The sequence below is a fragment of the Mesorhizobium sp. M0664 genome (assembly GCF_040320565.1).
Taxonomy (GTDB): domain Bacteria; phylum Pseudomonadota; class Alphaproteobacteria; order Rhizobiales; family Rhizobiaceae; genus Mesorhizobium.
Genome location: NZ_JAMYPW010000026.1, coordinates 63,585 through 79,360 on the forward strand (window position 1 = coordinate 63,585; position 15,776 = coordinate 79,360).

A 15,776-nucleotide genomic window follows, 5' to 3' on the forward strand; every position below is an offset into this window, starting at 1 on the left:
GGTTAGCCGGCTTTGGACGTATAGAGGTCCTTGTAGGCTTCGCGCAGCAGGTTCTTCTGCACCTTGCCCATCGTGTTGCGCGGCAGTTCGTCGACGAAGATCACCCGTTTCGGATGCTTGTACCTAGCGAGGCGCCCGGCGATGGCCTCGACGATCCCTGCGGCGCTGATGGTCGAGCCCAGCGCCCTCACCACGACAGCGGTGACGCCTTCGCCGAAATCCGGATGGGCAACGCCGATGACAGCGCTTTCGGCGACGCCAGGCAGTGCGTCGATCTCGCTCTCGACTTCCTTTGGATAGATATTGTAGCCGCCGGAAATGATCAGGTCCTTGCCGCGGCCGACGATGTGGACATAGCCGTCAGCATCGATCAGTCCGAGATCGCCGGTGATGAAGAAACCGTCGTCACGGAACTCCGCTTTGGTCTTTTCCGGCATGCGCCAGTAGCCGCAAAAGACATTGGGACCCCTCACCTCGATCATGCCGACATCGCCCTTGGCAAGTGTTTCGCCGCTCTCGGGGTCGGTGATGCGCAGGGAAACGCCGGTCAGGGGAAACCCGACCGTGCCGGCACGCCGCTCGCCATCATAAGGATTCGACGTGTTCATGTTGGTCTCGGTCATGCCGTAGCGCTCGAGGATGGCGTGGCCGGTGCGCTCTCGCCAGGCTCTGTGCGTCTCGGCCAAAAGCGGCGCCGAGCCGGAAATGAACAGGCGGATGTTTTTCGCCGCTTGCCGGTTCAAACCGTCCTGCTGCAGCAGGCGGACGTAGAAGGTCGGCACGCCCATCAGCACGGTGGCCCGCGGCAGCAGCGAGACGATGCGGGCCGGGTCGAATTTGGTTTCGAACAGCATCGAGGCGCCGGCCATCAGGACGACATTGGTGGCGACGAAAAGGCCATGCGTGTGGAAAACCGGCAGCGCGTGAATCAGCACGTCTGCGGCAGTGAAGCGCCAGAGGTCGACCAGCACCCGCGCATTGGAGGCGAGGTTTTCGTGGCTGAGCATGGCGCCTTTCGAACGGCCGGTGGTGCCGGATGTGTAGAGGATCGCAGCAAGGTCGTCCGGTCCGCGCGCCACGTCGTGGAAGTCCACGGCCGTCTCGGAGGCGCGATCGGTCAACGAACCCTCGCCCTTGCTGCCGAGTGTCGCGACCGCAGCGCCCGAGGCCTGCGCCAAAACGCCGATCTCGGTCACTCGCGCCGGGTCGCAGACGATCAGTCGTGGTTCGGCATCCCTGAAGAAGTAGTCGAGTTCGGTCAGCGTATAGGCGGTGTTGAGCGGCAGGAAGATCGCGCCGGCACGCAGGCAAGCGAGATAAAGGAAAATGGCCTCCGGGCTCTTCTCGACCTGAACGGCGACGCGGTCGCCGGCTTCGACGCCCAGCTGCGACAGCACATGTGCCAGTTGAGCGGAGCGCGCCAGCATTTCGCCATAGCTGATCGAGCTCCCGTCATCTGCCTCCATCAAAAGGCGTCCGGGCGTGGGCATCCGGGCACGGAAAGCATCGAACAGATGGTTGCTCAAAAGTTCCCCCGAGCGGCTGTCTCCGGCCGGACGGCGGCGGTCAGCCGGCCGCCTTGTCCGCCGCTGCCCTGATTGCCTCGATGTTTGCCCGATAGGCTGCGACGCTGCCGCCCTTGAAAATGGCCGCACCGGCGACCAGCACGCTGGCGCCGGCGGCGGTGACCAGGGGCGCAGTTTCCGGCGAAATGCCGCCGTCGATCTCGATCCGGATCGGCCTGTCACCGATCAGCGCCTTCACCCGCTTCACCTTGTCTACGATCGCCGGAATGAAGGCCTGACCGCCGAAGCCCGGATTGACCGTCATGATCAGGATCAGATCGAGCCGGTCGAGCACGTATTCGATCATCGTCTCCGGTGTCGCCGGGTTGAGCGACACACCGGCCTTCTTGCCAAGATTTTTGATCGTCTGCAGCGAGCGGTCGAGATGCGGCCCGGCTTCGGCGTGCACCGTGATGCCGTCGCACCCGGCCTCGGCGAAGGCGGCCAGATAGGGGTCGGCGGGGGCGATCATCAGATGGCAGTCGAAGAAGGCCTTGGTGCGGTTGCGGATCGCCTTGATCACCGGCGGCCCGAAGGTGATGTTGGGGACGAAATGCCCGTCCATGACGTCGAGATGGATCCAGTCGGCGCCGGCGGCCGCCACCGCCTCGACCTCGTCGCCGAGCTTCGAGAAATCGGAAGCCAGCACCGATGGCGCGATCAGGGTTTTTTTGCTCATGACGCGGTTTTTCCCGAACGCCCCGGTTTACGGCCCCTCTGTATCGCCTGCCTAGACCATGAGTCGAGTCCGGAAAGTGGAAGCCGGTTTGTCCTTCCGCTGATGCCACGGCTTCAGGTTTTCGCTGCTCTTTCATCTGCGAGCCAAAGAAAAACCCGCCGGATCGCTCCGGCGGGGTTTTCTTGATCGAATGATCACCGTTTTGAAGTTCGCGCGCGATCCTATTGCTCGAGCTGCGGCTTGCGCCTTGGCAGCTGCTGAAGAACATCTGGATTCAGCAGCAGGCTCGGTTTACGGATCGGCTGGCACTGGCCATTAATCGGCCGCGCGCCCGGTGCGCACTCCAGCCGCGGTTTGCGGCAGGCGCCGTCGCGCAGCTCTGTCCCACGCGGGCAGACGCAGACGCCACGCTTGTTGTGGATCTGACCAGGTATCGAGCACTCCACCACAACAGGCTTCTTGCGCCTGCAGGCATTGCCTTGCACTTCCGTGCCTTTCGGGCAGACGCAATCGCCTCCGGCGTCGTGGATCTGGCCGCGGATGGTGCACTGCTCCGGCTTCGGCTGGATTGGCCGGCAGACATTGCCCCTGACTTCCGTACCCCGCGGGCAGACGCAATCGCCAGCGGCGTTATGGATCTGGCCCCGAATGGTGCACTGCTCGGGTTTCGGCTGGATTGGCCGGCAGACATTGCCCCTGACTTCGGTGCCCCGCGGGCAGACGCAATCGCCTGCGGCGTTATGGATCTGGCCCCGAATGGTGCACTGCTCGGGTTTCGGCTGGATTGGCCGGCAGGCATTGCCTTTGACTTCGGTGCCCCGCGGGCAGACGCAATCGCCGGCAGCGTCGTGGATCTGGCCACGGATGGTGCACTGCTCGGGCTGCGGCTTGCTGCCCACGCAAGCGCCGTTCTCCAGCTCGGTTCCGCGCGGACAGACGCAGCGTCCGTCTTCGGTACGGATCTGGCCTTTGAGCAGAACGCAAGGTTTTGGCTTCGGCACGATGACCGTGCCGCCCCCGGACGAGCATTGGCCATTGCGGAAGGTCGTGCCGGGCGGGCAGACGCAGTTGCCGGCGTCGTTCATGACGAAGCCTTGCGAGCATTCCTTCTTCACCTCATTCCTGATGGTGAAGGGATGGCAGGCATAGGCCTTGCCGCGATCACCCTGCACGTCGGCCGCACCGCGGGACAGCACGTCGCCACCGCCTTGCACCGGCGTGTTCGGGGACAGCACGCCGACACAGTTCTGGCCGTTGACAGTGCCCTGCAGATTGGCCAGACGGCCATCGTCCGGAATGATCACGGTCACCGTGTGCACGTGGCTTTCCCCGGCGCCGAGCGTCAGTTGGGCGATGCAGGACAGAGGCAAGATTGCCGGCTCCGGCGAGCAGCCGAAGGGCGGATCGATCGAGGTGATCGCAACGCCTTCCAGCCGGCCGAGGCCTTCGACGCCGATCGCATCGCCGAGGCGAACCGGACCGGAGAAGGCGCTCGCGCCATCGTTCGTGATGGTGATCTCGAACGAGCAGGGCTGGCCGGGCTTGCACTCGGCATCACCGGTCTTCTCGACGCGGATGGTCGAGGCGCCGCTGCCCTTGGCGCAGGCCTGGCCGATCGGATAGACGATGTCGTCTCCCGGAGCCGGGCCGTAGGAGCCGCGTGCGCAGTTCTCGAATTCGCCGTTCGCGGCAACCGTCACGTCGAAATGGCGGCTGGTTCCAGGCGTGATGACGGCGCCGGGAATCTGGCACGACAGCGCATTGGCCGGAACCGGTCCGCAAGCCCATTCCGCGCCGTCTGGGGTGACGGTCTGGATCTGGACCGGCGCTCCGCCGGCTATCAGCGTCGCGGCATCGTTGACCCGTACCGGACCGGTCGGGGCAGTGGTGCCGAGACTGATGACGGTAATGCGGCAGGAAACGACCGCAGCACCGGCCAGCGAACCATTGCAAACCTTGGTGATGCGCAGGGCCGGCTGGCCGGCATTCGGATGACGGATGCGTTCCTTGGCGCAGGCCCTGTTGTTGGTGATGTCGTTCTCACCGGGAATAGCTTTCACCTCGGCGCAGTTCTCGACACTGTCGGGCCGGTAGTTGGCCGGCATCACCGCCCTGACGAAGATCGGCGTCGAGGCGCCAGGCAACAGCACGATGCCGGCATTGTCGCAGCGGAACTGGCCGGGGCCGTTCGGTCCGCATGTCCATGGCGGCGTCGGGCCGAAGGTCGAGGATGCCGGCACGCCGCCCGGATAGGTATCGACGACCGTCAGCGGCCCATTATAGGGGACGCTGCCATTGTTGATTATGTCGACCACGAAGGTGCAGACGCCATCGGCCGAACAGAATTCGGTGCGGGCGCGCTTCTTCAGGATCAGGTCGACCTTCTTCTCCACCGGCGGCCGGCAGTTGCGGTCACGATCGCCACGCCGGCAGACCGGGATCGAAGCACAGCCGCGATCGTTTTGCTGGCTGCCGAAAAGCGGCTTGCCGCTGGCGCCGTAATTGTAAGTGGCGCAGTTGCGCAAGGCGCTGCCTCGCCAGCCTGCGGCCGGCTTGAAGCCGAGCTTGAGGTCGACAGAGGCACCCGGATTGAGCGTGGTCACCGGATGAGTGCAAATCATCGGGGTGGTTCCAGGCGCGCAGACCCAAGGCGGGTTCGGCCCTGAATCGAGGGTGGAGCCAGCCGGCAGGGTGACTTCGTTGAGCACGATCTTGCCGTGGTAGGGTGCATCGCCGACATTGGTGACCCTGATGGTGAAGTCGCAGCCGCCACCCACCGTGCAACGTTGCACGTCGGCGCGCTTTTCGACTTTCAGATCCGGTTCCTTGTCCTTCGGTGGGCAGCGCTGATCACGCGGGATGACGATATCGACAGTCTGCGTACAGCACAGGCCCCACCCCTCCCTCGGGCCGGCATAGGTTTCGACACCGGTGACGATGATGTGGATGACGTCGCCGGGTGAAGCGCCGACGATCTTCCAATTGAGCACACCGCCGCCCGCCGGCACCAATTGCGTGTCGGGAATGATGGTGATGCCGGGTGTCGTCGTCGAAAGCTGCACCCATTTGCCAGCCATCTCCGGGCCGACCGGCATGTGGTAGATGAAGGCGCCGCCGCCGGGCACGCAATCAACCGTGCCTCGCTCCACCTTGAAGCATTCCTTGCCGGGAGGTGGAGGCGGCGGGTTGCACCTGGTGACGTCGATCTTGATCGAGGTCTTTGCACCCGTGAGGTAATTGCCGTCGTCCGGCTTGCCCGGGTCCTGCGACGGGATTTCGATGCCGGCGCCGCGTTCGCGGCTCACCTTGACCAGGCCCTGGTTGTGAACGATCGTCGGCGACGGAAACGCCGCATGGTCGATCCTGGCGGTGATCTGGAAGGTGACGGCGCGCTCGTTCGCAGCGCCGATGCCGTCGAGATCGCTGGCGGAAATCCGGAAATCGGGCACCGCCGCGGTATCGTCCGGGCCAGCCGAACTGCTGATCGCAGCACCGGGCAGCGGTCCGCCGGACGCATCGGTGCCGTCGCCAGTCACATGCACGCCGACGATGCGCAGGCCGTGCGGGAGCTGGTCCCTGAAATCGAGCCTGACCTTTTTCAGCATGGCGGCGAGGTCCGGGCTGGCAAAACCCTGCGGATTGCCGCGCAAGCCAAAGCTCAGCGAGTATACGACATAGTCGCAGCCTCTCTGGGTGCCTTTCTTGGTGAAGAAGGGCACAATCCGGCCCGGCTCCGGATTGACGATGCGAGGATTGTCGAAATCGAGCCTGGGATCTGGAACGGCAGTGTAGATGCCCGCATCGGCAGGCTTGGTCTTGGCCGGAGCAAGGTCTTCAGCGAAGCCTTGCAGCGGACTCAGCATGGCGACCGCGATACCGGCCGCCATCAGCCAGCGCACACCGCGCCTGGCGAGTGACAGGGGTTTCACGATGGTCTCGATGACGAATGATTGTTTGCCGGTTGATTGGCTGCTTGTCGCAGGCGGGAAAAATGCGAGATTGCTCATCTTCCCCTCCTCACGGTTCGCAGCTGACGGCTGGGGTTCTGAGCGGCAAGGTCATCTTGCAGCAAGGGTAGTAGCCACCCTTGTCGCTATCGGACTGCCTGTAGAAGCAGAGCCCGACATCGACCGTATCGCCAGGGTAATGGCCGGTGATGCCGATCGTGTATGGCGCGCCGGGCGCATGCGACAGAGGTGAAGTCACCCCAACGCCAGGCGTCCTGGACAGAGCCTTGATCGAATCGCCGCCAAAGCCGGCATGGTCATGGAGATAGAGTTCGGCCTCGAGGCCGGAGGGCGTGCAGAAATACCTGACATCCTCGACATCGAGGCAAGGAGGCAGATTGCCGGGGGGCGGAAAGTCCGGCGGATAGAACGGTGGCAGATAGCCGCCCGGCACCTGCTCGTAATAGCCGGCACGGCCTTCGCAGGGGCGCCAGACCTCGACGTCGCCGACATGGCCTTCGACTTCCGGGTCTTCGAAATAATTGTCGAAGTCGACGAACCACGAGCCGAAAGGCGGCATGTCGGCCGGCTTGGCCAGTGACGTCGGCCTGATTTGCACGCCGTGCACGGCGAGCGGCCCGCCGGCTGCGAGTTGTTCGGCAAGCTCCGGATTGTCGCGCAACTTGTCGCCGGTATCGACCAGCGTGTCGGTGCAGACGCCGGTATCGAGATTGCCTTCGGCATCGTAGCCATATTGCAGGTCGAGGCCGCCGGCCGACTGTCGGTTGTCTTGCGGGAAGCCGACCGCATATTCCTGCGGCACTTCCACCCAGGCCGATTCCGTCGCCGGATCGTCCGGATTTTCGCGCCAGTAGCGGATGACCTCACCCTTGCCGGAATCGGCGAACTGGCTGTAGTCGTAGCGGTTCTCCACCGGGCCGCGCTGGGCCAGGTACATGAAGCCTTCGTTGTCGAAGGCGATGTCGGTGACCGCGTAATCCTTGTCGGCCTTGACCGTCAGTTCCCAGCGCGGGTCGCCGGCGAAACTGCCGTCGCCGGCAACGCCTACCGACCAGATCTCCGCCTTATCACCGACCGAATAATAGAGCCGGCCGCCACGATAGGCGACCGACCAGACGCGGCGCTCGTCCTGCGTGTAGCCCCAGCTGTCGGGGTCCTCGCTGTCGAAGGCAGCACCCTGGATGTCAATCACCGAGCCGTCGTCGGCAACGGCGGCAAGCCCGTGCGCCGGGCGACCGGCTATGCCGTGGTCGAACGTGTCGAGCAGCGCGCCATTGGCGTCGATGCGGTGGATGAGGCCGGTGTCGAGATCGCTGGCGAAGAACTGGCGGTGGATATTGTCGAAAGTGACGTCGCCGATGCCGGGACCGCTATTGGCGTCGATATCGGCGAATTTCGAGACGGCGCCGGTGATGCCGTCGATCTTCCAGATCGTTCCGGGGCCGCCGCCGTTTTCGGTGCCGAACTGGCCGTCCATGAAGACAGCGTCAGCCGTGCCGCGGCGCTGCCGCTCCGGCCGGCCGTCGGCGTCGCCGTCTGGCGTGACTATGCGGATGCCGTGCAGCGACGTGGCGCCGGCATAGAGGTTTGGAATGGCCGATGGGACGCCGTCGCGCACGCCGTCGTCGTAGGTGATGCCGAACACCTGGCCGATTTGCCCGGCTGTGACCTCGAACGGTGGCGGGGTGAAGACCAATTGGCCAGACGCCGGCCCGCCCAGCCTTGAGACGTCGAAGATGCGCAAGGTCGCGCGCGCCGTGTCGATGAAGGTTTCGTCGACGGGATCGACGCCTGGCGGCAGGCCTTCCTCGAAATTGGGGATGATGGTGCCGGAAAATCCGGTCATTGCCATCGAGCCGGGATAGATGATCCGGGTTTCCTGAGCCTGGGCCGAGCCACCGAGCCAGAGCCCAGCGGCGAGCGCCAAGATCGACAATCCGCTGGCAGCCTCGATGGCGCGGCGCAAACGGCCGGCACGAGAGCGCACGAACGCGCCGTGGTCGCAAGACATGGATCTCCCCCCACAGGTCATGGGAGAAACATCCGGTCCCGGCGCGCAAATCAGGGCAAGGCGCGGCGTTCCGGCACGTTCATCCCTGATCGAATTGTCTGCTTTCCTCAACGTCACGATACGCCTGGGTCCGCGCAGGGTCAACGGAACCGGCGAAAAGCCCAGCGCATCGACCCGGTCCCGAAGGCGATGGTCGCGCTGAGTTCCTGCTGTTCCCGGAGACCATGGAGCCTCTGGATCTGTGGTCATGGGGCTTTCCTTTCCGGGGCCGCACCACGCGGCACCTGAGCATCAGTCGCGGGGCGAGGCGGAAAGGTTCATGGGCCGGGGGCCGGGCCGGCTGGATCACCGCCGAAAATACGGGCCTGCCGGTCCCGAATCCGATCAACCGCGATGAATGGTGAACGCCTTGCGCAGAATGCTTGCGCGCCACGCAGCCTGTTCTTATATACGCGCCAAGCCGTCCAGCGCCGAATGCCGGTTGCCGGAGCGGAATTTCTTGTGAACAGGGGCTTTCGTCGGAACGCCTGTACGGGTCCTGAGAGCCTGCTTAGCGGAGAGATTAGAGAAATGGCAAAAGTAATCGGTATCGATCTGGGAACAACCAACTCCTGTGTCGCCATCATGGACGGCAAGGAATCCAAGGTGATCGAGAATGCGGAAGGCGCCCGCACGACCCCTTCCATCGTCGCCATCAACAGCGACGGCGAGCGCCTCGTCGGCCAGCCGGCCAAGCGCCAGGCGGTTACCAATCCTGAGAACACCATTTTCGCGGTCAAGCGCCTGATCGGCCGCCGCTACGACGATCCGGTGACGGAGAAGGACAAGAAGCTTGTCCCCTACAAGATCGTCAAGGGCGACAATGGCGACGCCTGGGTCGAGGCCGGCGGCAAGAAGCAGTCGCCTAGCCAGATCTCGGCGATGATCCTGCAGAAGATGAAGGAAACGGCGGAGGCCTATCTCGGCGAGAAGGTCGAGAAGGCAGTCATCACCGTTCCGGCCTATTTCAACGACGCCCAGCGCCAGGCGACCAAGGATGCCGGCAAGATCGCCGGCCTCGAAGTGCTGCGCATCATCAACGAGCCGACGGCGGCCGCGCTTGCCTATGGACTGGACAAGAAGGAAGGCAAGACGATTGCCGTCTATGACCTTGGCGGCGGCACGTTCGATATTTCGGTGCTCGAAATCGGCGACGGCGTGTTCGAGGTGAAGTCGACCAATGGCGACACCTTCCTCGGCGGCGAGGATTTCGACATGCGTCTGGTCGAATATCTGGCGGCCGAGTTCAAGAAGGAACAGGGCATCGACCTGCGGAACGACAAGCTCGCCCTTCAGCGCCTCAAGGAAGCGGCTGAAAAGGCCAAGATCGAGCTGTCGTCCACCACGCAGACCGAAATCAACCTGCCCTTCATCACCGCCGATGCCACCGGCCCCAAGCACCTGACGCTGAAGCTGACGCGGGCGAAGTTCGAGAGCCTGGTCGAGGATCTCGTCCAGCGCACGATCGATCCTTGCAAGGCGGCGCTCAAGGATGCCGGCCTGAAGGCCGGCGAAATCGACGAAGTCGTCCTGGTCGGCGGCATGACCCGTATGCCCAAGATCCAGGAGATCGTGAAGCAGTTCTTCGGCAAGGAGCCGCACAAGGGCGTCAACCCGGATGAGGTCGTCGCGTTAGGCGCCGCTATCCAGGCCGGCGTGCTGCAGGGCGACGTCAAGGACGTGCTGCTGCTCGACGTGACGCCGTTGTCGCTGGGCATCGAGACGCTGGGCGGCGTATTCACGCGGCTGATCGAACGCAACACGACGATTCCGACAAAGAAGAGCCAGGTGTTCTCCACGGCCGAGGATTCGCAGTCGGCGGTGACCATCCGCGTCTTCCAGGGCGAGCGTGAAATGGCCGCCGACAACAAGGCGCTCGGCCAGTTCGATCTGGTCGGCATCCCGCCTGCGCCGCGCGGCGTGCCGCAGATCGAGGTCACCTTCGACATCGACGCCAACGGCATCGTCAACGTCTCGGCCAAGGACAAGGGCACCGGCAAGGAGCACCAGATCCGCATCCAGGCGTCCGGCGGCCTTTCGGACGCCGACATCGAGAAGATGGTCAAGGACGCCGAGGCCAATGCCGAAGCCGACAAGAAGCGGCGCGCGCTGGTCGAGGCCCGCAACCAGGCCGAGGCGCTGGTGCATTCCTCCGAGAAGTCTCTGAAGGAATACGGCGAGAAGGTTTCCGAGGCCGACCGCACGGCGATTGCCGATGCGATCGCGGCGCTGAAGACCGCTGCCGAAGGCGACGATGTGACCGAGATCGAGGCCAAGACGCAGACGCTCGCCAAAGTCTCGATGAAGCTCGGCCAGGCCATGTACGAGGCTTCGCAGAAGGAAGCCGCCGAGGCCGACGCCAAGGCTGATGCCGCCAAGGACAGTGACGTCGTCGATGCCGACTTCGAGGAAATCGACGAAGACGACGAGAAGAAGAAGTCGGCCTGAACCGCCTGACGGTACAGGTAAGGGAAAAAGCCCGGCGCACAGCCGGGCTTTTTTGCAACCCTTTGCCGGAAAAACGCTGCGCTGCCCGAAAAAATGCGGACAAAGCCTCGTAGACACTGGCATCGCGCCTCCATCACACCTAAATCGGAACAGCGTGCCGGCAAACGACGCAACGATGCTTCAAGACGTTGACTATCCGGACTGCGGGAAAACATGAAAGCTGATTTTTACGAAACGCTAGGCGTGCAAAAGGGCGCCGACGAGAAGGAGCTCAAGAGCGCTTTTCGCAAGCTCGCCATGCAGTTCCATCCCGACCGCAACCCAGGCGACCATGCCTGCGAGCACAAGTTCAAGGAAATCAACGAAGCCTACGAGACACTGAAGGACCCGCAGAAGCGCGCCGCCTATGATCGCTTCGGCCACGCCGCCTTCGAGCACGGCGGTATGAATGGCGGGGCGCAAGGCTTTGGCGCCGGCGGCTTCGCCGACATTTTCGAAGACATTTTCGGCGACATGATGGGCGGGCGCCAGCGCCGCTCGTCCGGCGGCCGCGAGCGCGGCGCCGACCTGCGCTACAATATGGAAATTACGCTGGAAGAGGCATTTTCCGGCAAGACCGCGCAGATTCGGGTGCCAGCTTCGATTTCCTGCTCGGAATGCTCGGGCAGCGGCGCCAAGCCTGGCACCCAGCCCGTCACCTGCTCGATGTGCAACGGCCACGGCAAGGTGCGCGCCACGCAAGGCTTCTTCTCGATCGAGCGCACCTGCCCGCAATGCCAGGGGCGCGGCCAGACCATCAAGGATCCGTGCCCGAAATGCGCCGGCCAGGGCCGTGTCACCGAGGAGCGCTCGCTGTCGGTAAACATCCCTGCCGGCATAGAGGATGGCACCCGCATCCGGCTGGCCAATGAGGGCGAGGCCGGCCTGCGCGGCGGCCCGTCGGGCGATCTCTACATCTTCCTCGCGGTCAAGCCGCACGAATTCTTCCAGCGCGACGGGGCCGATCTTTATTGCAAGGTGCCGATCTCGATGACGACGGCAGCGCTTGGCGGCTCGTTCGAGGTGACGACACTGGACGGTACCCAGACGAAGGTGAAGGTGCCGGAAGGCACCCAGAACGGTCGCCAGTTCCGTCTCAAGGGCAAGGGCATGCCTGTGCTTCGCCAGCCCAATATCGGTGATCTCTACATCCAGACCGTGGTTGAGACGCCGCAGAACCTTTCGCGCCGTCAGCGCGAATTGCTGGAGGAATTCGAGCAGCTTTCCTCAAAGGACAATTCGCCTCAGTCGAGCGGATTTTTCGCCCGCATGAAAGACTTTTTCGAAACGTTCGGCGAGCACTGAAGCTGATCCCTGGAAAACGCTTCCCGAGCGTCATCAACACCTTATCCGGGGATTCGCCTTGTCTTGCACCTCGTAACTGCTAAGTAGCATGCGAGGGAGCGTTGAGGAGGACTTTCGATGACGCGTAGTCCCGGACTGCGAAAGACGCTGGCGGAAAAGTTCGACGACGAGCTGAAGTTCTTCAAGGGCTGGATCGACAAGCCGAAGGCGGTCGGTTCGATCGTCCCGACCAGTTCCATCACCGCTGGCAAGATGGCCTCGATCGTCGATCCGACATCCGGCCTGCCGGTGCTCGAGGTCGGACCCGGTACAGGCGTCATCACCCGCGCCATCCTCGCCCAGGGCATAAAGCCTGAGAATCTCTACGCGGTCGAATATTCCACTGATTTCGTGCGCCATCTGCGCCAGCTTTATCCAGGCGTCAACGTCATCGAGGGCGACGCCTTCAATCTCGACGCCACGCTTGGCGACAAGCGCGACCTGATCTTCGATTCCGTGATATCGGGGGTGCCGCTGCTCAATTTCCCTGTCGCCCAGCGCATCGCCTATGTCGAGAGCCTGCTCGACCGTATCCCGGCGGGCCGGCCGATCGTGCAGCTGACTTACGGGCCGCTGTCGCCGATCCCGCCGGGCCGCGGCGACTATACGGTCGAGCATTTCCATTTCGTCATCCGCAACATTCCGCCGACGCAGCTTTGGATCTACCGACGCGGGGCCGCATGAATTGAAGCGTTGGGTTTGAATGGCACTTGTCTTATACCCATCGGTGACAAGGCAGACCCATGGCTGTGATCCCGAAAATTCTCGTCGTCGCCGGTTCGGTGCGCAGCGGCGCCTATAGCGGCAGGACCGCCGACGTGGCACAGAAGGAACTTGCCATGCAGGGCGCCGAGGTGACCCGCATCTCGCTCGCCGACTATCCGTTGCCGATCCTCGACCAGGATTTGGAAAAGGAAGAAGGCATTCCCGACAATGCTTTCAAGCTCGGCCGGATGATCGCCGCCCATGACGGGCTGCTGGTCGCGACGCCCGAATATAACGGCTCCATTCCACCGTTGCTCAAGAACAGCATCGACTGGGTGAGCCAGCTGCGCAAGGATGGCGGCCGGACTTTCAGGCCACTTGCCGGCAAGGTCGCCGGCCTCTGCTCGTCTTCCAACGGACCCTTCGGCGGGATACGCTGCATCAACCATCTGCGCGCCGTTCTGGTACGCTGCCGGATGGAGGTGGTGACACCGGAATGCTCGGTGCCGGAGGGCGGCTACGCCTTCGACGACGAGGGCAAGTTCAGGGACGAGAGACTACGCCAATCGATGGAGCACCTATGCCGAACGCTGATCGAAACCTCGCGCATGCTGTCGACGCGGATCGAGGCATGATCCCGGACGCCGCGCATGCCGACACGATGCAGGAAAGGCTGATCGTCGGCCTCGACCTGCCGACGCTGAAGGAAGCCGAGAAAGCGGTGCGCGAGCTCGACGGGATCGTCTCCTTCTACAAGATCGGTTACCAGCTCGCGTTTGCCGGCGGGCTCGACTTCGCCCGCGAGCTGGCCAGCGGGGGCACCAGGATCTTTCTCGACATGAAGCTGCTCGACATCGACAACACCGTGGCCAAGGGGGTCGAAAACATCGCCAGGATGGGCATGAGCATGCTGACGATCCATGCCTATCCGAAGACGATGAAGGCGGCGGTCGAGGCTGCCAGGGGCAGCGACCTTTGCCTACTCGGGGTCACCGTGCTGACCTCGATGGACGAGCAGGACGTGATCGACGCCGGCTATGAGTATGATCCGCATACACTGGTGCTGAGGCGCTCCGAGCAGGCGCTGCATGCCGGCATGGGCGGCATCGTCTGCTCGGCCGAAGAAGCCGAGGCGGTGCGCCGCATCGTCGGCCCCGACCTGGCCGTGGTGACGCCGGGAATCCGGCCGAAGGGCAGCGACCATGGCGACCAGAAACGGGTGGTGACGCCGGCGCAGGCGATCCGCAACGGCTCCAGCCATCTCGTCATCGGCCGGCCGATCGTCGGAGCGGCCGACAGGCGGGCGGCGGCGGAAGCGATCCTCGATGAAATGCGCTCGGCCTGAGGACCGATTCCGAAACTTGCTCCTGCAGCCGTCTGACGGCGTTTTCTCCGCTTCCGGTGCTCACGTACTTTAAGTACGCTCCGCTCCGGCACTCGAAAACAACCCCAGCCATCTCACCGGAGCGACTTTCAACATCGGTCCGCGCACGGCCAAAAACCAGGAGAAATACCATGCCCAAGGGATACTGGATCGCTCGCGTCGACGTGCGCGATGCGGAAGGCTACAAGGACTATGTCGCAGCCGCCAAACCGGCCTTCGACCGCTTCGGCGCCAAGTTCCTGGCGCGTGGCGGCGCGCATGAGAAGGCCGAGGGGCCGGGCCGCGACCGCAACGTGATCATCGAGTTTCCGTCGCTTGAGGCGGCGCATGACTGCTACCACTCGCCCGAATACCAGCGCGCCGTCGCGATCCGCCAGAAGGTGGCCAAGGGCGAAATCGTGCTGGTCGAGGGGATTTAGGCGAGAAGCCGGTTCGCCGCTGCCTCCGCCATCGCGTCGGCGAGGCTCAAGCCCCATTGCTGGCGACAGTAATCGCGGAAATCGAAGCAGGGCAGGCCGGGGCAGACCTCGAACTCTATGAGGTGGACGCTGTCGTCGGCTTCGACCCGGAAATCGATGGAAAACACATCCCGCAGGCCAAGCCCGACCATCAGGCGTTCGGCAATGAGACGGATTCTTGCATCGGCTTCAGGCTGGCTGCCGGCGACCGGCAGCAGCACCGGCTCGGTATATTTTCCCGCAGCTTTCGCCGCTGCGCCGGTATCGCCGTAAAGCGCCAGGCTGTCCTGCATGGTCTGGAAATCGCCGCCCGAATCGACAAAGGCGATGCCCAGCGCCTCGACGCCGGTATCCGGCCGCAATCCGAGAAAACTGGCGCGCGCGTTGCGGCCGGCGACATAGGGCTGGACGATGACATCGTCGCGATAGGCGGCGAAGACGCGCCGGCTAAGCTCCAGCGCATGGCCGAGATCGTGGCAGCGCGAATCCGGCCAGATGCCGGTTTTGGCGCCGAGCCGGTTCGGCTTGACGAACCAGCCGGCGGGCGAGGCCGGTGGCGCGACCAGCCAGGCGCCGTCACGGGCAAGGCCCGCCTGCGGCACCGGCAGGCCAAGCGCGCCGAGCACGGCGCCGGACCGGAACTTGTCCTGACAGAGCGCGAACAGCGCATCGTCGGCGCCGATCGCCTTGAGGCCATTCAGCCGTGCCAGAGCCGGTGCCGCGCCGCCGCGGAAATAGGCGACGCCGTCGGTCAGCGTCCAGACAAGCGTGGTCTTCGGGTCCTCGCCGCCGAGAAGGCTTGCGGCGTCGTCGAGCGCCAGCGGGGCAAATGACAAGCCGCGCTTCTGGCAAGCGGCGGCAAGTGCGTCGAATTCAGCAGCGAAGTCGGTCGATTGCGCCAGATAGGAGGCGATTTCGGCGGCACGCTCCGGCACGTGGTTATCGGCGACCAGCCGATCGAAGCAAGCCTTTTCCGGCTCGTAGACAAGGATCAGCTTCGGCTCGCGGCTTGACATGATCGAAACGATTTCCCGGCAGCACGATTGCCTAAAGTATCCGTGTTGGTCAAGGGAGAGATGGTGTCCAGGTCCGATTGTCCCTGAGTAGTGCGTTTGCGAGGATGATGAGCTTTCGCA

Annotated in this window: 11 protein-coding genes; 6 read left to right on the forward strand and 5 right to left on the reverse strand. The window is 63.8% G+C overall.

Annotated features, from left to right (window positions below):
- Positions 1 to 2: 2 nt before the first annotated feature.
- The 4 genes from NKI39_RS21690 to NKI39_RS21705 all read right to left on the reverse strand — a co-directional run bounded on the left by NKI39_RS21690 (position 3) and on the right by NKI39_RS21705 (position 8,223).
- Entirely contained in the window at positions 3 to 1,526 is a 1,524-nt protein-coding gene (locus tag NKI39_RS21690; protein WP_352834251.1) for a malonate--CoA ligase, read from the reverse strand.
- 40 nt (positions 1,527 to 1,566) lie between these two features.
- Positions 1,567 to 2,244, reverse strand: a complete 678-nt coding sequence (gene rpe, locus NKI39_RS21695) for a ribulose-phosphate 3-epimerase (RefSeq protein WP_352449613.1) — start codon at positions 2,242 to 2,244, stop codon at positions 1,567 to 1,569.
- A gap of 221 nt (positions 2,245 to 2,465) precedes the next feature.
- Positions 2,466 to 6,251: a DUF7929 domain-containing protein gene (locus NKI39_RS21700; protein WP_352834254.1), complete on the reverse strand. Its 3,786-nt coding sequence runs from the start codon at positions 6,249 to 6,251 to the stop codon at positions 2,466 to 2,468.
- Positions 6,252 to 6,261: 10 nt separating this feature from the next.
- Positions 6,262 to 8,223 carry a hypothetical protein gene (locus tag NKI39_RS21705; protein ID WP_352834257.1) on the reverse strand — a complete coding sequence of 654 codons (1,962 nt, stop codon included), beginning with the start codon at positions 8,221 to 8,223 and terminating at the stop codon, positions 6,262 to 6,264.
- 570 nt (positions 8,224 to 8,793) lie between these two features.
- Between NKI39_RS21705 and dnaK the strand changes: the two genes are divergently transcribed.
- The 6 genes from dnaK to NKI39_RS21735 all read left to right on the forward strand — a co-directional run bounded on the left by dnaK (position 8,794) and on the right by NKI39_RS21735 (position 14,601).
- On the forward strand, positions 8,794 to 10,710 hold the full coding sequence (dnaK, locus tag NKI39_RS21710) for a molecular chaperone DnaK (RefSeq protein ID WP_352834260.1): 1,917 nt from the start codon (positions 8,794 to 8,796) through the stop codon (positions 10,708 to 10,710).
- 213 nt (positions 10,711 to 10,923) lie between these two features.
- Positions 10,924 to 12,054, forward strand: coding sequence for a molecular chaperone DnaJ (gene dnaJ / locus NKI39_RS21715; RefSeq protein ID WP_023679852.1), 1,131 nt, complete (start codon positions 10,924 to 10,926; stop codon positions 12,052 to 12,054).
- A gap of 117 nt (positions 12,055 to 12,171) precedes the next feature.
- Positions 12,172 to 12,777 carry a phospholipid N-methyltransferase PmtA gene (gene pmtA, locus NKI39_RS21720; RefSeq protein ID WP_023679853.1) on the forward strand — a complete coding sequence of 202 codons (606 nt, stop codon included), beginning with the start codon at positions 12,172 to 12,174 and terminating at the stop codon, positions 12,775 to 12,777.
- A gap of 59 nt (positions 12,778 to 12,836) precedes the next feature.
- Positions 12,837 to 13,433 (forward strand): NADPH-dependent FMN reductase, encoded by a 597-nt coding sequence (locus tag NKI39_RS21725; RefSeq protein ID WP_352472807.1) that lies wholly within the window; start codon positions 12,837 to 12,839, stop codon positions 13,431 to 13,433.
- A complete protein-coding gene (gene pyrF, locus NKI39_RS21730; RefSeq protein WP_352472808.1) occupies positions 13,430 to 14,143 on the forward strand; it encodes an orotidine-5'-phosphate decarboxylase in 714 nt (237 codons plus the stop codon). Before NKI39_RS21725 ends, pyrF begins: the two co-directional genes overlap by 4 nt.
- Positions 14,144 to 14,313: 170 nt before the next feature.
- Positions 14,314 to 14,601, forward strand: a complete 288-nt coding sequence (locus tag NKI39_RS21735) for a DUF1330 domain-containing protein (protein WP_352834263.1) — start codon at positions 14,314 to 14,316, stop codon at positions 14,599 to 14,601.
- Here NKI39_RS21735 and NKI39_RS21740 read toward each other — a convergent pair.
- Positions 14,598 to 15,656, reverse strand: a complete 1,059-nt coding sequence (locus NKI39_RS21740) for a D-alanine--D-alanine ligase family protein (protein ID WP_352834266.1) — start codon at positions 15,654 to 15,656, stop codon at positions 14,598 to 14,600. The genes NKI39_RS21735 and NKI39_RS21740 overlap by 4 nt on opposite strands.
- Positions 15,657 to 15,776 lie beyond the last annotated feature (120 nt).